Origin of the sequence: Lysinibacillus sp. LK3 (assembly GCF_001043675.1) — a bacterium.
GTDB lineage: Bacteria > Bacillota > Bacilli > Bacillales_A > Planococcaceae > Lysinibacillus > Lysinibacillus capsici.
This window is the reverse complement of record NZ_LDUJ01000001.1, coordinates 297,372-314,978: the sequence shown is the minus strand read 5'-3', so window position 1 is coordinate 314,978 and position 17,607 is coordinate 297,372. Positions and strand designations below refer to the sequence as shown.

The 17,607-nt window shown below is 37.6% G+C and carries 19 protein-coding genes and 1 pseudogene; 8 read left to right on the top strand and 12 right to left on the bottom strand.

All coding sequences use genetic code 11. The annotated features are described in order from the left end of the window. Positions 1 to 103: 103 nt before the first annotated feature. Positions 104 to 1,918 (top strand): oligoendopeptidase F, encoded by a 1,815-nt coding sequence (gene pepF / locus VK91_RS01465; RefSeq protein WP_048390080.1) that lies wholly within the window; start codon positions 104 to 106, stop codon positions 1,916 to 1,918. Positions 1,919 to 2,145: 227 nt separating this feature from the next. Continuing rightward, on the top strand, positions 2,146 to 3,129 hold the full coding sequence (locus tag VK91_RS01460; protein WP_004269384.1) for an SEC-C domain-containing protein: 984 nt from the start codon (positions 2,146 to 2,148) through the stop codon (positions 3,127 to 3,129). Between the two features lie 65 nt (positions 3,130 to 3,194). On the opposite strand, the gene VK91_RS01455 is transcribed toward VK91_RS01460, so the two are convergent. After that, entirely contained in the window at positions 3,195 to 3,386 is a 192-nt protein-coding gene (locus VK91_RS01455) for a zinc-finger domain-containing protein (RefSeq protein WP_048390078.1), read from the bottom strand. 187 nt (positions 3,387 to 3,573) lie between these two features. Between VK91_RS01455 and VK91_RS01450 the strand changes: the two genes are divergently transcribed. The 4 genes from VK91_RS01450 to VK91_RS01435 all read left to right on the top strand — a co-directional run bounded on the left by VK91_RS01450 (position 3,574) and on the right by VK91_RS01435 (position 6,478). Further along, complete coding sequence (locus tag VK91_RS01450) at positions 3,574 to 3,966, top strand: ribonuclease HI family protein (protein ID WP_048390076.1); 393 nt, start codon at positions 3,574 to 3,576, stop codon at positions 3,964 to 3,966. A 232-nt stretch (positions 3,967 to 4,198) separates the two neighbouring features. After that, a complete protein-coding gene (locus tag VK91_RS01445) occupies positions 4,199 to 4,996 on the top strand; it encodes an amino acid ABC transporter substrate-binding protein (protein ID WP_048390074.1) in 798 nt (265 codons plus the stop codon). 67 nt (positions 4,997 to 5,063) lie between these two features. Then, on the top strand, positions 5,064 to 5,720 hold the full coding sequence (locus tag VK91_RS01440) for an amino acid ABC transporter permease (protein ID WP_004269380.1): 657 nt from the start codon (positions 5,064 to 5,066) through the stop codon (positions 5,718 to 5,720). A gap of 11 nt (positions 5,721 to 5,731) precedes the next feature. Beyond that, positions 5,732 to 6,478, top strand: a complete 747-nt coding sequence (locus tag VK91_RS01435; protein WP_048390072.1) for an amino acid ABC transporter ATP-binding protein — start codon at positions 5,732 to 5,734, stop codon at positions 6,476 to 6,478. Between the two features lie 95 nt (positions 6,479 to 6,573). Here the strand turns inward: VK91_RS01435 and VK91_RS01430 are convergent, their stop codons facing one another. The 5 genes and pseudogenes from VK91_RS01430 to VK91_RS01410 form a co-directional block, all read right to left on the bottom strand. Further along, entirely contained in the window at positions 6,574 to 8,634 is a 2,061-nt protein-coding gene (locus VK91_RS01430; protein WP_048390070.1) for a HAMP domain-containing sensor histidine kinase, read from the bottom strand. Further along, the gene (locus VK91_RS01425; RefSeq protein ID WP_048390068.1) at positions 8,612 to 9,307 is read right to left on the bottom strand and encodes a response regulator transcription factor; all 696 of its coding nucleotides are present in this window, start codon (positions 9,305 to 9,307) and stop codon (positions 8,612 to 8,614) included. Before VK91_RS01425 ends, VK91_RS01430 begins: the two co-directional genes overlap by 23 nt. 337 nt (positions 9,308 to 9,644) lie before the next feature. Continuing rightward, positions 9,645 to 10,065 (bottom strand): annotated as a pseudogene (locus VK91_RS01420) (NUDIX hydrolase N-terminal domain-containing protein); the annotation flags it as partial. A 495-nt stretch (positions 10,066 to 10,560) separates the two neighbouring features. Beyond that, positions 10,561 to 11,751 (bottom strand): MFS transporter, encoded by a 1,191-nt coding sequence (locus VK91_RS01415; RefSeq protein WP_369700586.1) that lies wholly within the window; start codon positions 11,749 to 11,751, stop codon positions 10,561 to 10,563. A 5-nt stretch (positions 11,752 to 11,756) separates the two neighbouring features. Next, positions 11,757 to 12,155: a MarR family winged helix-turn-helix transcriptional regulator gene (locus VK91_RS01410; RefSeq protein WP_048390064.1), complete on the bottom strand. Its 399-nt coding sequence runs from the start codon at positions 12,153 to 12,155 to the stop codon at positions 11,757 to 11,759. A gap of 167 nt (positions 12,156 to 12,322) precedes the next feature. Here VK91_RS01410 and VK91_RS01405 point away from each other — a divergent pair, with 167 nt between their 5' ends. After that, on the top strand, positions 12,323 to 12,877 hold the full coding sequence (locus VK91_RS01405; protein ID WP_048390062.1) for a DJ-1/PfpI family protein: 555 nt from the start codon (positions 12,323 to 12,325) through the stop codon (positions 12,875 to 12,877). Between the two features lie 35 nt (positions 12,878 to 12,912). Here the strand turns inward: VK91_RS01405 and VK91_RS01400 are convergent, their stop codons facing one another. From VK91_RS01400 to VK91_RS01385, 5 genes are all read right to left on the bottom strand, one after another. After that, positions 12,913 to 13,242 carry a DUF3889 domain-containing protein gene (locus VK91_RS01400; RefSeq protein WP_048390060.1) on the bottom strand — a complete coding sequence of 110 codons (330 nt, stop codon included), beginning with the start codon at positions 13,240 to 13,242 and terminating at the stop codon, positions 12,913 to 12,915. A 55-nt stretch (positions 13,243 to 13,297) separates the two neighbouring features. After that, complete coding sequence (locus VK91_RS23150) at positions 13,298 to 13,429, bottom strand: hypothetical protein (protein WP_004269370.1); 132 nt, start codon at positions 13,427 to 13,429, stop codon at positions 13,298 to 13,300. 14 nt (positions 13,430 to 13,443) lie between these two features. Beyond that, positions 13,444 to 13,668, bottom strand: coding sequence for a hypothetical protein (locus tag VK91_RS01395; protein WP_004269369.1), 225 nt, complete (start codon positions 13,666 to 13,668; stop codon positions 13,444 to 13,446). Between the two features lie 127 nt (positions 13,669 to 13,795). Then, positions 13,796 to 14,632, bottom strand: a complete 837-nt coding sequence (coaW, locus tag VK91_RS01390) for a type II pantothenate kinase (protein ID WP_036076313.1) — start codon at positions 14,630 to 14,632, stop codon at positions 13,796 to 13,798. 636 nt (positions 14,633 to 15,268) lie between these two features. After that, positions 15,269 to 16,003 carry an SDR family NAD(P)-dependent oxidoreductase gene (locus VK91_RS01385; RefSeq protein ID WP_004269367.1) on the bottom strand — a complete coding sequence of 245 codons (735 nt, stop codon included), beginning with the start codon at positions 16,001 to 16,003 and terminating at the stop codon, positions 15,269 to 15,271. Between the two features lie 214 nt (positions 16,004 to 16,217). On the opposite strand from VK91_RS01385, the gene VK91_RS01380 reads away from it, so the two are divergent. Further along, complete coding sequence (locus tag VK91_RS01380) at positions 16,218 to 17,039, top strand: squalene/phytoene synthase family protein (protein WP_082148098.1); 822 nt, start codon at positions 16,218 to 16,220, stop codon at positions 17,037 to 17,039. A gap of 41 nt (positions 17,040 to 17,080) precedes the next feature. On the opposite strand, the gene VK91_RS01375 is transcribed toward VK91_RS01380, so the two are convergent. Further along, the gene (locus VK91_RS01375) at positions 17,081 to 17,569 is read right to left on the bottom strand and encodes a metal-dependent hydrolase (protein ID WP_048390054.1); all 489 of its coding nucleotides are present in this window, start codon (positions 17,567 to 17,569) and stop codon (positions 17,081 to 17,083) included. Positions 17,570 to 17,607 lie beyond the last annotated feature (38 nt).

The following is a 17,607-nucleotide window of genomic DNA, read 5'->3' as shown; positions in this document are numbered from 1 at the left end:
ACGATTTAGAGTAAGAATATTTCAACTATTCTACGAAATTATTTCACTTTCCGAAATAGTTTCGTTATAATGAAATCACTTATATGTAAAGGGGTGTCCATAAATGAAAGTTTTACCATTACGAAAAGATGTTGCAGTAGAGGAAACTTGGGATTTAACAGATTTATTGAGCAATGAGGCTGATTTTGAACCTACCTTAGCACAATTAGTGGAAGATGCACTTAGCTTCGAGCAACAATACAAAGGTACGATTACAAATGCACAAAAAGTAATCGACGTGTTAACAGCCTTTGAAGAGCTACAAAAAAAGTTTGTTCCGATTGGCACATATGCAAGCTTAAATCTTGAGACAGATCGCACAAATGATGTAGCACAAATGCGTGCGGCAAAGTTTGGTACAGCTATCGGAAAAGTCAGCAGTGCACTATCCTTCGTGCGCAGCGAGTTACTGGCATTGGATGAAGCTGTTTTACAAGAAGCAGCGACATTAAGCCCACTTTACAAACGATATCTAGAGGAATTATTAAAACGAAAACCACACCAGCTCCATCCTGAAGTGGAAAAAGCGCTGGCAGCCTTCAGTGCCACATTTGACGCGCCATATAAAACGTACAATACGACAAAATTAGTGGACATGGATTTTGGCGAATTTGAAGCCAATGGCGAAAAGCATCCTCTTAGCTTTGTGCTGTACGAAAATGACTGGGAGTTTGAAGCAAATACAGATGTACGCCGTGCTGCCTTTCAAGCTTTTTCAAGCAAGCTACGCGATTACCAGCATACAACGGCACAAGTATATAACACACATATTCAACAAGAAAAAACAATGGCTGACCTAAGAGGCTTTAATTCTGTCATTGATTATTTATTATTTGATCAAGATGTCGATCGTTCGCTCTATAATCGTCAAATTGATTTAATTACAAAAGAGCTTGCCCCGCATATGCGTCGCTATGCAACGTTAATTCAAAAAGCCAACGGAATCGACCAAATGACATTTGCAGATTTAAAAATTGCGCTGGATCCTGAGTATGATCCAAGATTATCAATGGCTGAGGCAAAAGAATATGTTGAAAAGGCATTAGCCGTTATGGGTGAAGACTATAATCAATTAATGGAGAGAGCTTTTAATGAACGCTGGATTGACTATGCGCCAAACAAAGGAAAATCTACAGGGGCATTTTGTTCAAGTCCGTATGGTAGCCATCCTTATATTTTAATGTCATGGAATGAACAAATGAATGAAGTCTTTACACTTATTCATGAGCTTGGTCATGCTGGGCATTTTGCAAATACGTATGAACATCAATCTTATCTTAATAGTCGTCCATCTCTATACTTTATTGAAGCGCCATCGACAATGAATGAAATGCTGTTAGCAAATTATTTACTAACACATAATGAAGATCTACGCTTTAAACGTTGGGTAATTTCCAATATTGTAGCGAAAACATATTATCATAACTTTGTTACACATTTACTAGAAGCTGCCTATCAACGCAAAGTATATGAATTAATTGATGCTGGAGAAGCAGTTAATGCAACCATCCTCAATCAATTAAAACGTTCCGTGTTGGAAGATTTCTGGGGTGATACAGTCGCTATTTCTGAAGGTGCTGAACTCACATGGATGCGTCAGCCGCACTATTATATGGGCCTTTATCCATACACATATAGTGCAGGGTTAACCATCTCCACACAAGTGTCTCAACGTATTTTAAAAGAGGGCACTCCAGCTGTTGAAGATTGGCTAGCAGTTCTTCGGGCTGGCGGTACAAAATCACCAGTGGAGTTAGCGCAAATGGCTGGTGTTGATATTACGACTGACCAACCACTTCGTGATACAATTGCCTACATTGGCCATTTAATTGATGAGCTTGAACGTCTAACAGTGGAAATCGAAGCGGTTCAGCAATAATTTAACTAGAAAACGGTCCTGCCTATTCAAGGTATAGATCGTTTTCTTTTTTTAGTTCTAAGTAGAAAAATACGTACATATACTAGAATCAGGGCGTCCCTCTATATTTTTTAGATATTTCAAAATAGACAATCATTTTTCTTCATACAAAAGTACCGTTATTATTAAGAGTACGCAAATTATTTAGCAATATACGATTAACAATGATTAAAGGAAGTGTTCTAATTATGGTAAAACGTAATGATCCATGCCCATGCGGTAGCGGCAAAAAATATAAAAAATGTTGTGAAGGCAAACAACAAGTAACAGTGGAAGCAGTACAAATCGAAGAATTAGAGCGTGTGCTACAAACATTTTACTTAGAATATCCAGAACGTAAAGATGTTCGTGCCTATATTGAGCATGTGGGCACATGGCAGCCTAAATTAGAGAGCGTTTTACAGCGAGAGCTTATTGAAGCCATCGCTTTAGACGACTTTTTCTTCCATCAAGAGCCATCTATTTGGAAAAATTATTTGAAGAAAACGAAGAAAAAAGCGGTAAGACCTTCTACAGTCAAAGTACTTGAAGATTGGTCTCAGCCTACTTTATTTATTGGTACGGTGTCTGTTGTTGAGGAAAAATATTTCAAGGCTAATCATATACTTACAAATGATGAGCTTTATATTCGACGTGAAAATAACAAACCGATTCCTGAAGGTATGCATGTATTTGCCTTCATTTTACCAGATGGCACGAAGAAATCGGCTCATTATTTAGCTGTGTCTACACTGATTTTCTTCCCAGAGGATCATGCGAAGGTCTTTGAAGAATTTAAGAAGCGCTTTGAGGCTTCAGAGAAGAAGGTTGGCTCCTTCTTAAAAGAAGAGCACCTAGCATTTTGGGAGTTATTAGTATCAAATGGCTATAAGGGTGAGGAATTCTCAAACTTTGAGAGCAATGTCCTGACACAAGTAAAAGATTTCCTAGAGCAAAATGAGCGTGAAACAGCACCGATGCTTGAGCTTTTAGAAGACTATTTAATTGAAGGTCAACCGACTGCGCGTAAAGAAGCGGCCATTGCAGCTGGTGCGATTCGTTATGGTCAGGAAAAGGAGCTGTTTGAGTCCCTTTCTATGACGGTAAAAGAAATCGCTGCGACATTCGATATTTCGGCTTCCTCTCTTACAAAGTATTACCAAGATCTAAGCAGCTATGCTGAAACGAAATAATCTTGACAATTAAAGAAGCTACATGTACTAGCGTTTTGCTAATACATGTAGCTTTTCTCATGTGTTTATTTGCTATAAACTTTTAAAAGTTCTTCCCCTAGGAACTGTAGCTTTTCTCCAACTGAACAGGCTTCAATGCAGAAACGATGAGCCCCTGGTTTACCACGTTCTTTACGTAATTGCTTAATCACTAAGCAATCCGAACAAAACGTATCATGCAGTTCATCAATATCCTTCATAACCGTCACTTTATCCATGTTGAACTCTCGCTCCTTTCACGTCCAAAATTCACTTCCTACTATTATGAAGCGTTCAATTTCAACAAGCAACTATTTTGTTTACTTCCAACGTATTTTTTTCAAACACGAATTGCCCCACAAGGATGCTTTGCCCATAGCCTTGTTGTACAATTATAGAGAAGTCAAAACGCAAAGTAGGGATGATATGTTAGAGGTTTATATAGATGCTGCCAGTGCAGGAAATCCCGGGCCAAGTGGTATAGGAATATTTATTAAAGGTGAAGGTCACCATATCCAAATCAGCGAGTATATTGGGGAAACAAACAACCATATTGCTGAGTTTTCAGCATTGGTTCGTGGTCTTGAAGAAGCACAAAAGCTAGGCTCCCCTCTTGTCTCGGTGCGTTCAGATTCCAAAATCGTTGTTGCTTCTATGGAAAAAGAATATGTGAAAAATGAGGAATTTAAACCTTATTTAGAAAAAGCTTTAGCGCTTGCCACTAGCTTTGATTTATTCTTTATCAAATGGGTGCCCGACTCACAAAACAAAGCGGCTGATGCCTTGGCACGAAAAGCAATCCAAAGCAAAAATGGCTAGCCTCATTTCACAGGACTGTTCTATTGGAGCAGTCCCTTTTTCTTTTCCCTATTCTTCAGTTACTTACTTTCCCCAAATTTCATAATTTTATGATATTCAAAAAAATGCTAGATAACGCTGCTCATTTTCTGATTAATCGAAAACGATATTGACATTGTTAGAGTACGATGTTATCCTTTAACACATTAGTAGTTTAGCAAACGAAAGCGTTAGATTATAGGGGGAAACTAAAATGAAACGTGTATTGACTTTATTTATGATGCTGACAGCTGTCATCGTTTTAGCAGCATGCGGTACTTCAAAAGAAAAGACAGAAGAAAAAGACGAAACAGCAGCAGATCAAGAAAAAATTATTATTGGAATTGACGATAAATTTGCACCAATGGGCTTCCGCGATGATAAAAATGACATCGTTGGATTCGATATTGATTTAGCTCGCGCTGCAGCAGAGCATATGGGCGTTGAAGCAGAATTCCAGCCAATCGATTGGAAAACAAAAGAGGCTGAATTATTAAGTGGACGTATTGATTTAATATGGAACGGTTATACCATTACAGATGAACGTAAGGAAAAAGTTTTATTTACAAAGCCTTATCTTGAAAACTCTCAAGTTGTAATAACAAAGGCAGATTCAAAGATTACGAAGCTAAGTGATTTAGCTGGACAAGAAGTAGGTATTCAATCCCTTTCTTCTGCAGCCGATGCATTAAACGGTAATCCAATTCACAAAGAAGTGAAAAAAATTACAGAATTTGCGGATAATGTTTTAGCATTATCAGACTTAAAAACAGGCCGTGTTGATGCTGTGGTAATTGATGCTGTAGTTGCAGAATATTACATGACACAAGAGCCTGACACATTCAAATTATTAGAGGAATCACTCGCACCTGAGCAATACGGTATTGGTGTGAAACCAGGAAATGAAGCCTTATTAGAAAAACTACAAGCCGCGTTAGACAAAATGAATGAAGACGGTACTGCGGCTGACATTTCAACAAAATGGTTCGGTGAAGATAAAGTATTAAAATAATGACAGGATACATCAACTGTAAGAGTTTCCTTAGCGGAACTCTTACTCTTTTTGGAGGGACATCGTTATGGCGGATTACTGGCAAACTATGATATTACCGATGCTAGAAGGGGCAAAAATGACAGTTTTACTGTTCTTCATTGCCATTCTGGTATCGATTCCATTTGGCTTTTTACTAACACTCGCCGTAAAAAGTCGGATAAAACCACTCGCTTGGCTTGCACATACGTATATTTATATCATGCGTGGTACACCACTATTACTACAATTATTATTAATTTGCTTTGGTTTACCTATGCTGCCAGTAATCGGTGAATATTTAGTACTCGATCGTTTTGTGGCCGCTTGTCTTGGCTTTATTTTAAATTATGCTGCCTACTTTGCAGAAATATTCCGTGGTGGTCTTCTTGCCATCGATAAAGGACAATATGAGGCAGCCCAGGTACTCGGCTTATCCAAATGGCAAACGACGACACGTGTTATTTTGCCACAAATGTTTCGTGTCGCCTTACCCGCTTTATCAAATGAATCCGTTACACTAATTAAGGATACAGCCCTGCTCTATGCAGTTGCTGTTCCAGAATTACTACATTTTGCGCAAACAGCTGTCAATCGTGACTTCACAATTACACCGTTCTTTATTGCTGGTGCAATTTACTTAGTCATGACCCTTGTCTTGACGGTGTTCTTTAAATGGCTAGAAAAACGCTTTAAATTCGAATAGAGGTGACACATATGGCATTAATGGAAGTAACAAATTTGAAGAAATCTTTCGATCAGGTGGAGGTTCTGAAACAAATTACATTTTCAGTAGAGAAGAATGATGTCATTGCAGTTATCGGTCCCTCTGGATCTGGGAAAAGTACAATGCTTCGAAGCTTAATACATTTAGAAGAAATCGATGGTGGCAGTATTGTAGTAGATGGCGATTATTTAGTGCAAGATGGTCGATATACAAAGCCACAAGACATCAAAGCAATCACAGCTAAAATGGGGATGGTCTTTCAACACTTTAACCTGTTCCCCCATTTAACCGTTCAGCAAAACCTTGAAATGGCACCGAGCTTATTAAAAACAGAATCGACAGAAGCCATTACAAAACGCTGTCAAGATTTACTACAAAAAATTGGTCTTGCCGACAAGGCCAAGGCTTATCCAGCTAATCTTTCTGGCGGCCAAAAACAGCGGGTAGCAATTGCACGTGCCCTTATGATGAATCCTCAAATTTTATTATTTGATGAGCCTACCTCTGCCTTAGATCCTGAGCTGACAGGCGAAGTATTAAAGGTTATGAAAAGCCTAGCAGAGGATCAGATGACGATGATTGTGGTAACACACGAAATGGGCTTTGCACGAGAGGTAGCAAATAAGGTCGTCTTTATGGATGGTGGTCAAATTATCGAATCCGATCATCCAGACAACTTCTTTACAAACCCTCAAAACGACCGTACAAAGGCATTTTTACAAAAGAATTTTAACTAAGTTAAGGGAGAGTTGGCTTATGCCGCTCTCTTTTTTTATCTTCTTTACGTACACAAAAGGAATAGGACTCGCATGTATCCTATTCCTTTATTACATTATTCATTTGGAAATATCGGTAGATAAATCATGACCTTAAATAAATCACCATCTACTTGAACTAAGAATTTGCCATTCTGGATGTGAATAAGGCTTTCAGCAATCGACAACCCTAATCCGCTACCTTGACTTGATCTTGATTCGTCACCTCGTTTAAAGCGTTCCATTAACTCATCAACTGAAATATTTAATTCATATGCTGAAATATTTTTAAATGTCACAAGTATTTCATTCCCTACGTCTTCAACACCAATATATACCCTTGATGTAGGCAGTGCGTATTTAAAAATATTCGAGAATAAGTTTTCGATGGAACGCCATAGGAGTTTACCATCAGCCTTCACATACACTTTTTCTGTTGGATGGGCTAACTTAAAATCTAATGACGAGGCTTCAATTTTTTCATCCATTTCTCCAATTCCTTGCGTTAGTAATGAGACGATATCAATCCGTTCTAACTGAACAGGTATACTACCACTAGATGCTTTAGCCGCTTCAAATAAATCATCCGTTAAAAGCTTGAGTCTTTTCGATTTTTGATCTAACACATCTACATATTCTTCAATCATTTTAGGATCGTTTTCTAATTTTAATAAATCAACATACGTAATAATTGACGTTAAAGGCGTTCTAATATCATGCGAAACATTCGTAATAAGTTCTGTTTTTAAACGCTCACTCTTGATTTCACTATCCACTGCCTTTTTTAACCCATCTGTAATACGGTTAATATTTTCTGCAAGTTGATTAAACTCCCCTTTTCCGTCAACTTCAATTCGATGATGAAGATCTCCATTTTTAATTTGCTCTACGCCCTCTTTAATGCGGTTAAACGACTTCACCTTTCTCATTGCCAACCAGGCAGCAACCCCCATCGTAATAGGAAACATGAAAAACGTAGCCGCCACTACTAATGGATAGCCAATAATTAGCAGCACAATTTTGACGCCTGTACTGCCACTGTCAAAAACATGTTTCACCATAATAAATAGCTTTTTGAAAAGTTGATAGAGGAGTGTATGCTGAAATAACGTTCTATTTTTAATATGCTTTACGAGTGATAAAATCAATAGTAAGCCAATGATAAAAATAGGCACGGTGAAGAACATGTACATATCAGTGAAGACCTCAACAATCATGGCGATCCACATCGCTGTTAAGCAACCGATAAGCACAATATTAAGATCATTATAAAGTTTATCTATGACATGGAAATGAATTTCTTCTTTATCAAATGGCGTTCTTCCAATAACTATGATTAAATACACAAAACATAAAATAAACCCTGCTAGAAGTACCATCCATTCATTTAGAAAACCTTGGGCAGCCGCTTTATCTTTTTCCCATTCCGATATTTTTTGCTGTAGGTAAGAATTTTTAAACCCCACATAAATAACATCTGTTTGTGGGTTCAACATGTTAACTTCGTGTGTAAAGTAATCCAAGTATTGACTTTCTTTCACTTCATTTGGGTAAAGCTTTTGTTGATAATCTTCAAATAACATATAGGCATCAAAGGATTCAAATTGCTCTTTCTTTGTGAGATCACTATTGGAGAACTTATGTTCACCGTCACTCGCATAAAACACAATTCCTTCATAGGCTTCAAGCGTACTACGTAATTGATAAAAATTTCTTACCTGTTCTTTCATACTTTCTTCTTTTGTTCTAGCAATGTCTTTTGCATATTTTTCCTGATAGATGTGCTTATTTTCCTCTTCACTCAAATTAGGATTATATCTGTAAGAATTGCGAAAATCATAATATAATTCCTCTTCGATTCTTCTATTATCCTCTTCTGTCAGTGTTTTCCCACTTAAAATATATTCTTCACTTTTGTATTTTCCGATTAATTGCGCTAAAGGAGCAATAATGCTGTAACTTTCATCTGCGAATGCTCGACTTTCAAAATAGTTATCTTGATTTATACTACTAAGATGAATCTCATTAAATTCCATGTTAATCATTACTCTCGCTATACCAGTTAAACAAGCGACAGCAATTAGAAACACAACTACTTTCGTAATAAGTGCATGACTAATATTTCTCAACTTTCTCAACCTTATACCCAACTCCCCATACAACTTTTAAATACTTCGGCTCTTTTGGATTAATTTCAATTTTTTCTCGAATCTTTCGAATATGAACCGAAACCGTATTTTCAGGATTAATAGCCCTGACATTCCATACCTTTTCATAAATTTCTTCAATCGTGAATACTCTTCCAGCATTGGCTGTGAGAAGCTTTAAGATTTTATATTGCACTGGTGTCAAATGAACCTCTTGTTTATCAACAGTAATGATTTTCTGTTCATCATCAATCACAAGACCACCCGTTTGAAATACAGCACTACTCCTCTCAAGACTTCCAAAGGTCGTATACCTTCTGAGCTGCGATTTCACTCTAGCCACAAGTTCTAATGGATTAAACGGCTTGGCCATATAATCATCTGCTCCGATATTTAATCCCAGTATTTTATCATAATCCTCTGATTTAGCAGAAAGCATAATTAACGGAATCATATTATCTTGCCGAATCTTCATCGTCGCCGTAATCCCATCCATTTTGGGCATCATAATATCCATAATAATAAGATGAATAATGTGATCTCGAATAAGATCGATTGCCTCTATCCCATTGTAAGCTTTGAATACTTGATAGCCCTCATTTTCTAAATAAATGCTAATCGCCCTAACAATTTCTTTATCATCATCACAAATCAAAATGTTCAACTACATTCACTCCTCCACCGCTTTAGGTTCATGTCAATCACCCCTATAGGATTCGTATAAGGATATAATACTAATTAAATCTTAACAAACTCAGACATCAATTCTTAAGATTTTCTTAGTGTTTTCCTTTATGCACACTTCATGTCAAATACAAATTCGGAAAAATTGAGGAATACAATAAAAAATGGAGAGCTGGTTTGAGCGGCTCTCCTTTAATCGTCAAATATACATTTCATATTATTCAGCCTGAGATTTCAATCAAAATAGGTAGGTAAATGTAGATTATTTAAATGACCAAAAGCTAATTTTACTTGTGATTCGGTATTTCTAGCCATTGAGATGGTGGCTGAGGGTAGCACTTCTTATCAAATACACTTATGAGTTTGATTGCTTTTACATCAAATCCCGATTCTTCTTTCGTTTCTTTGATTGCTACTTCACTAGGTGTAAAGCCGATGTCGCCCCAGCCACCTGGTAATGACCAATCACCATCCATTTTTTCTTTAACCATTAATATTTTATTGTCCCTAAAAACCAACGCCCGAATATCTATTTTTGGGGTCGCATAACCCGTCTCATTAGCAAATAAATCACGTATAACTGTCTTATCGATCTCTGTATGGTGTGCTATAATGTCAACGCTTATTTCTCTTAATGATTCAAATCCTTTCCAAGTCATAAATATCCTTCGAATAAGTTAGTCCTGCCTGTGCAATTGATTGTGGCTGTTTTGCCCACTCAAGCCATTTAGGTTCCATATATTTTGTTTCCCAAAAATCATTGTAGTCAATGACAATTAAATTTACATTATTTGAAAAAAACCGTTTATCCATGTTATAATTCTTAGTGAAGATGTATATAAGTAAATAAGACCATTGGTGCTGGAACACCAATGGTCCTAGTAACAAGATGAATCGCTTCAAAGGCGATTTGCAAAGTGATGAAAGTAAACCATCTCACATGCTGGCGAGGCAGGGGCGGTTTACTTTTTTTGTGTAAAAGTAAATGACAATGCAAGTACAGAAACAATAAGTGTTGAAAGACTTATCGCAACCATTATTGCTTCAAAAATAGTCAAAGGCATCAACTCCTTTCTCTTCCATAAGTTGAATGAGATAGGTTAATATTGTGCCAACCGCCCATGAAACCTCTATCTAGTTACTCTCTTATTATACCATATTTTGGTCTAAAACGGCCACGCTACATGATTGCCTATAATCATAAAAACAGTTGGGACAGGCCCAACTGTTTTACTATATATTCACTATTTTTTTCGGTTTCATCTTTGCAAGTCGTAATAGATAAATAATAAAGACAACCCCTAGTAAGCCTGCACCTGACAAGTAAACTGAAGCATAGCCTGCCTGCACGGCTACCATTCCTAAAATATAAGAACCTAGTGCGATTCCAAGGTCAAACATCGTAAAATAGGTTGCTGTAGCATAGCCACTTCGCTGGATGGCTGTGGATTGAACGGCTAATGCTTGCAAGCTTGTCGTCACAGCACCATAGCCGAAACCTACAAAAATAGCAGCACTCAAAAATAATACGGGCCCCTCTACAAAAGCGAGCATAACGAGCCCGATGGCGAAGGAGATAATGCCGGGAATAATAACAAATTGTGGTCCCTTCGTATCATAAAGTTTACCTGTGTACGGACGCGTAATTAACATGGATGCAGCAAACACCGCATAAAAAAGACTGGCCACAGCCATTAAATCCTTTTGCTGTGCATAGACCGATAAAAAGGATAAAACACTGGCATACGAAAAGGCTACTAAACTAGCAATCGCAGCAACAGGTAACGCTTTTCGCTCAAACAGATCATCAAATTTAAAGGTTAGTTTTCCTTCATGTGCAGGTTTCGGTAAATCATCAGTATTGACCGTAAACGCTAGAATTCCTCCTGCTAGAATACAGATACTCATAACGATGAACAATACGTTAAAGGTACTATATTGTATTAATAATAGTCCGATAAATGGACCAATAACGACAGCTAGATTTGTAGACATCGTGAAATAGCCAAGGCCTGCTCCTTTTCGTTTAGCTGGAACGATATCAGCCGCTAAAGATCCTGCAGCTGTTGTAATAATACTAAAGAAAATCCCTTGTATAAAACGTAGACCAAGTAAAAGGCCGAATGGATGAATAAATAAATATAAGACGGTACATATAAAATAGCCCCCGATTGAGAGGACTAACAGTTTTTTCTTACCAAATACATCCAACAGTTTTCCTGAAAACGGGCGTACAATGATAGCTGACAATAAAAAGCCAGACAATAGAAGCCCTGCCTCCTTATCTGTCTGATGTAGCTCCCCTATTGCATAAAGCGGCAAAGTCGTTACAAGTCCATAAAATACAAAAAAAACTGAGATATTCGTTAAAAATAGACTAATGAAACGCTTCGTCCATATTTGTGTATTCTCTTCTTGCTGCATGTCCATCAACCTTTCATTTTTTCCAATAGCTTCAGAAATTGCTCTTGTTCTTCAGCAGTTAAAGAACCTACCATTTCCTCCTCAAACGCTCGAATAGTCACTGTAATGGCTGGTAGGCGCTCCTCTGCTTGTGTGGATAAAGTCACTATCTTTTCTCGTTTATCCTCACCATCTAATCGTTGTACCCAGCCCAATGCCTCAAGTCTTGTAATCGCTCTGGTGATACTTGGCGCTTCCACATTTAAATATTTCCAAATTTGCGTCAATGTCATCGGTCCATTTTTATGTAAGCAATATAAAATGGTCCACTGAGAACTATATAAATGATGCTGCTTCAGCACTTCATTTAAGCAATTAGTTAAATAGCGATTTTTTTGGAATAAAGCATGGAAAATTGGATTCATCACTATCTACCTCCTAAAATTATTTACCTAGCTAAATAAATACTATACGCTTCATTTTTTTCTTTGTAAAGGAAGTAATTTGCCAAGATGGCTTGACCAGTAGCAGGAAATTTTTTGCATGTGTCGAATAAAAGTTAATAAACTTTCAATGTAAAGGAGATGGAATCATGGGGAAAAAAGTTTTAATTCTTGCAGGAGATGCCGTAGAGGCTTTAGAGATTTTTTATCCTTATTATCGTTGTCTTGAGGCAGGATATGATGTCACAATTGCAGCACCATCAGCTAAGAAATTACAAACTGTACTACACGATTTTGTAGATGGCGTCGATACATACATCGAGCGACCTGCCTATGGTTTAGAGGCACATGCTTCTTTTGCTGATGTTGATCCAACCCATTTTGATGGATTGATTATTCCTGGTGGTCGTGCGCCAGAATACATTCGTTTAAATGAGCATGTGCCACCACTCGTATCCCACTTTTTTGAAACGAATAAACCGATTGCAGCCGTTTGTCATGCAGCACAAATTTTCGCAACGATTCCTGAAGTGCTAAAAGGACGTGAACTGACAGCCTATATTGCTTGCAAGCCAGAGGTGCAAGTGGCTGGCGCTACTTATATTGATGCCAATCTTCATACAGATGGCAATTTAGTAAGTGGACATGCATGGCCTGATTTACCAGGCTTGATGCGTGCGTTTATTCAAAAGCTTGAAAGTTAAATGAATGAGGATGCCTTTTCTGGGCATCCTTTTTTTCATGACGTACTTTCTTGTAATTCAATTTTTTCTACCTTTTGTGTTGCACTTTGATAACTAATTCTTACATAGACACCAAATTCCTTATCGGGTTGCTTGAGCCAGAGCTTAAACTTTTCGATTGTTGACTCCCCATGTACTTCTTTACCCTCATGCAAATAATCGATAATTTTGGCTGAAGGATATTTTGCCTTTACCTCTTTGATGGCCATTTGTCCCCATTTGGCATAGGCTGGTGGTGTTTCTTGTTGTGCATTTGCGACCATTGCTGTTTGTATGAACACAGTAAGACAAACAAGCACAACCCCAAGTAAATATAACTTCCGCACTTGAATCACTCCTTTAAAAAAATAAGCGCTCCAAAAGCTTTGGAGCAGCTTGTCTTTATTGCTTTGGCTGTTGAGGGTTATTATGAATGACCTGGTTAAACTCTGCTGAGTACTCTTCACGATCATTCTTTTTATGTGTATCTTCCTTCTTTTTCTTTTTAAAGCTTGTTTTTCTCTTCTTTGCCATGATTTGCACCTCCGTTATTTCGTTTTATTGGACTGCTGGTTTTTATCATGATTCGTTTTATTGTTTTTATTTTTAGCTTTTGCATCAAATTCTGCTGCGAATTCTTCGTTTAAGTTGTCATTCGGATTGTTGTTATTGCTATTACTTCGATCAAGATCCTTACTTTTGTAAGTACCAAAAGGATTATGCGTTCGCATATTCATGGTTTTACTGTTATTTCGATTATTACGTTTCCCCACGTAACATCACCTCCTGCACATAATTTGTTCAAATCGAGGCGTTACTATGTAGGTCAGTTTCTTCGCTAATTGTAAAAAAATGAACATGACTAATATGTATTAGTCATGTTCATTCTTATTTCGTCCCCTAGACAATTGTATATTCTGTAATGTTGAGCAATGCTCCGACAGCGCCTGAAAAACCATGATCGTTAATAAAGACAGGTGTATGCTTTTTCGTACGTGTATAATTTGCAATCACACGGGCAAGATGAGCATTATTACTGAGAGTTGATCCAATATAGACAATATGCTGAGCCTTTTTTTCTTCCGCATATTGAATGCTAAGCGTGGTAATAACTTCACCTACTAGACCCTGAACCGTCGCTATAATATCCTCTGCAGGATGTTTCATGGACTGGGTAATGCCTACTTTTCCAAAATTACTTGCAGTTAAATGACCATCAATAGGTGTATCCATGCCCTGATAAATGTCCTTAACTAATAAATCAATGCTCTCACGATGGCCCTTGTCAGCCATTTCTCGTATTTCATTGTAATCTGTAATCCCTGTTGTAAGCGCTGACAATCCAATTAACGTCCCACCACCAACACCTGTCCCGCCAACGCGAATATGGGTATTGCCCTCCATGTAATGAATGGAAGTGCCTGTCCCGATATTGGTAATCATGCTACGCTCAAAAAAGTAGCCTTCTTTATTTAGTAAAAATCGGACACCCTTTAATGTTGCTTCAAATTCCACTATATAATGAATCGATTTCATTGTTTTAATGACATCAAGTAATTGCTCTGTACGTCCCCCCGTAACACCAATATCCTCAATATCTGGATGATCGATAATCCATTTTTTTACAGATTGCAGATCATTAGACGGAAAGGTTGTTAAAACAAGTTCATTGTGTTGATCTAAATAAGCAACCTTTGTCAATGTGCCGCCTGCATCAATACCTATAGCCTTTGGCATACAATTCTCCTTTGTTTTTATTACGCAACTTTGTCATATAATGATTGCAGTTTACGCGAAGATTAAGGCAACTATTAAAGTACATGCCCTCTTTGGTACGAAGGATTTTGCAAGGAGTTTTGTGTGCCAAAATCCTGACCAATTAATTTGTTCGTACAAAAGCTAAACGCTCAGTACAATCCCCCAAATTGTGTAATGACATTTTCGCCCTTTCTAAACTTTAACGCTGTTGAAATGATTGTGCAATAACTTCGTAAACTTTCATGAAAAAATCATGGAAAATATCAAATTTTTTCTATATGATAGCTGAATTTTAATGCATTTCTAAAGCTTTATTATCATTCTACTAAAAAAATAAAGCTTTGTTAAAGCATAATGCTGTTTTTGAAATTTAACGAATATTCTAAAGCGGAATATGAAGATTTATATAAACAGATTCCAGGAGAGCACTCATTAGTGCTTGAAATGAAGAGATTAGCTATGCACGATGCCTATCATATTAAGGCGCTTTGGGTGGTTCATGAAATAGTGATGGGAGAGTCCAAATCGGACGTTCCACTATTTAAATCTTGAAATGTAAAAAAAAGTGAAAATGCACTGCTTGAACAGGCACTTTCACTTTCCTAAAACGATTAATTAGCGTGCTGAATAGCCACCATCAATGACAAGCTCGGCACCTGTAATGTAAGAAGCTTCATCAGATGCTAAAAATAAAATAGCATTCGCTACTTCTTCTGGTTGACCAAGGCGACCCATTGGTGTTGCTCTTACTAACATATCCATTGCTTCTTTTGCTTCTGATAATTTAGCAGTCATTGGTGTTTCAATGACACCAGGGAATACTGTATTGACACGAACATTGAAAGCACCAAGCTCTGATGCCGCTGCACGAGCAATCGCACGTAAAGATCCTTTAGAGGCTGTATAGGCATTAAAGCCAGCGCCAATAATTGCAGTGTAAGAGGATGTATTAACGATAGAGCCTTTCCCAGCTTCTTTCATATAGTTAGAGGCATGTTTAATGCCCAGGAAAGGTCCAAAGGCATTGATATTATGCATGATTGACCAATCCGCTTGTGTAATTTGATCTGGCCCTTTTTCGGATGAAATACCAGCATTGTTAATTAAAATATCAATGCGACCATATTTCTCCACAATGGCTTTCGTCACTTCTGCCCAGTTTTCGTCAGAGGAAACATCTAATTTCATCCCCTCTACATGGTCAAGCTCAGAAATTTTTGCTAGGTTATCTTCATTAATATCAGCTGCAATTACCGTAGCACCCTCTTGGGCAAACAATTTCGCCATTGCTGCACCCATACCAGATGCGCCACCAGTAATCATCGCAATTTTGTTATCTAAACGTCCCATTTTTCTAAACTTCCTCTCTTCTGTAATGTGGTTTAACTTATACTTTCGTCCACAAAGAAAGTATAAGCTTAAATAGTTTACTATTAAACTATATCACTTTTAGGAAACGTTTTCAAAGAATATCTCTCTAAATATGAACAATCTGTTTTATCTTTCCCTATTTTTACGATACGATATACTATAGATGTGGAACCATTTGAACGGAGGAATACAAGTGAACGAGCAAAAAAGACTTTACAAAGAAGCGATGCAGGTTTTGAAAGATACAAGCCGCACGTTTTATATACCTATTACATTTTTAAAAAATGATTTAAAGATATCAGTGGCTGCAGCCTATTTAGCAATGCGTGCTATTGATGAAATTGAAGACCATGAAGAACTTTCTAATGATGTAAAATTTGATTTACTGTCAGCTACGAGTGAATTACTAAAGGACAATTTCAATAACGAAGCCTATCAGTCATTACTTGCACCTTATGCAGAGCTATTACCTGAAGTATCCCTTCGTTTAGCAGATTGGCTGACATTTTGCCCTGAGGAATCCAGAAAAATTGTACAGGCTTCCACAAGTGAAATGGCTTTTGGGATGGCAAAATGGGCAAAGGCAAATTGGCAGGTCCGCACACGTGAGGATTTAGACGATTATACATACTACGTGGCTGGGCTTGTAGGGACGATGCTGTCTGAGCTTTGGGCATGGGGTGCAGGCGTTCAAACGGATCGCGAGCTAGCAATAGGCTATGGCCGTGGATTGCAGGCTGTCAACATCTTACGTAATCAGCATGAGGATTTAGATGAACGTGGTGTAAGTTTCGTACCAGAGGGATGGACACGCGAGGATTTATTTGCGTATGCAGAAGAAAATTTAGCCAAAGCAGATTTATATATGAAGGATATCAATAAACGTACTATTCTGCTATTCTGTCGCCTACCACTTGCCTTAGCGCACAAAACACTAAAGGCAATGCAAGAAGGACGAGAAAAAATGACTCGTGCTGAGGTAGAGCAAACTGTTGAAGAGGTACAGGCAGACTAACATGAAAAGCCCCAGTAAACGATTACTGGGGCTTTTCTTATTTATATCGCATCAATAAATCTTACAATTAATTCATAGCTGAAATAGATGGATAGCATCGATAACAACATCAGTACGATACCTTCTACCTTGCTACCAGTTTTCGTTGTAAGTGGAAAACGAATGGAGACAGTCGCAGGGAAAAATAGTTTAACCCCTTTTTTTGTACACATATCAAGTATGATATGACTAGCCATCCCGATAATTACTCCAATAGATATCGCTCGATAGGGAATTAACATATGTAATAAAACCATCATGCTTATTAAAAACAACAAACTATGTGTAAAGGAACGATGTCCAAATACTGTAGTCACTAGCTTCGCGATGAGGGGAAATGTTCGACCTATTTTACTACCTCTATGACAAATATCTGGAAGTAATGCACCAATAACCCCCGCACCAACTAAGACAAGTGGGTTATCATTTGAAAACTGTGCAAAGGCAAGACTTGCTGTAATGCCCCCAACGATATGGGTATTCCCTTGCATAAATTACTTCCACTCCTTTTCTCTTATTTTTCCTTCTT

What these genes read in the sequence shown, in the direction of transcription:
- VK91_RS01460 (WP_004269384.1), top strand. Translation starts at nt 2,146, where the DNA reads ATGGTAAAACGTAATGATCCATGCCCATGCGGTAGCGGCAAAAAATAT.
- VK91_RS01375 (WP_048390054.1), bottom strand. Translation starts at nt 17,569, where the DNA reads ATGCAAGGGAATACCCATATCGTTGGGGGCATTACAGCAAGTCTTGCC.
- VK91_RS01405 (WP_048390062.1), top strand. Translation starts at nt 12,323, where the DNA reads ATGGGGAAAAAAGTTTTAATTCTTGCAGGAGATGCCGTAGAGGCTTTA.
- coaW (WP_036076313.1), bottom strand. Translation starts at nt 14,632, where the DNA reads ATGCCAAAGGCTATAGGTATTGATGCAGGCGGCACATTGACAAAGGTT.
- VK91_RS23150 (WP_004269370.1), bottom strand. Translation starts at nt 13,429, where the DNA reads ATGGCAAAGAAGAGAAAAACAAGCTTTAAAAAGAAAAAGAAGGAAGAT.
- pepF (WP_048390080.1), top strand. Translation starts at nt 104, where the DNA reads ATGAAAGTTTTACCATTACGAAAAGATGTTGCAGTAGAGGAAACTTGG.
- VK91_RS01415 (WP_369700586.1), bottom strand. Translation starts at nt 11,751, where the DNA reads ATGCAGCAAGAAGAGAATACACAAATATGGACGAAGCGTTTCATTAGT.
- VK91_RS01435 (WP_048390072.1), top strand. Translation starts at nt 5,732, where the DNA reads ATGGCATTAATGGAAGTAACAAATTTGAAGAAATCTTTCGATCAGGTG.
- VK91_RS01450 (WP_048390076.1), top strand. Translation starts at nt 3,574, where the DNA reads ATGTTAGAGGTTTATATAGATGCTGCCAGTGCAGGAAATCCCGGGCCA.
- VK91_RS01445 (WP_048390074.1), top strand. Translation starts at nt 4,199, where the DNA reads ATGAAACGTGTATTGACTTTATTTATGATGCTGACAGCTGTCATCGTT.
- VK91_RS01455 (WP_048390078.1), bottom strand. Translation starts at nt 3,386, where the DNA reads ATGGATAAAGTGACGGTTATGAAGGATATTGATGAACTGCATGATACG.
- VK91_RS01410 (WP_048390064.1), bottom strand. Translation starts at nt 12,155, where the DNA reads ATGAATCCAATTTTCCATGCTTTATTCCAAAAAAATCGCTATTTAACT.
- VK91_RS01440 (WP_004269380.1), top strand. Translation starts at nt 5,064, where the DNA reads ATGGCGGATTACTGGCAAACTATGATATTACCGATGCTAGAAGGGGCA.
- VK91_RS01385 (WP_004269367.1), bottom strand. Translation starts at nt 16,003, where the DNA reads ATGGGACGTTTAGATAACAAAATTGCGATGATTACTGGTGGCGCATCT.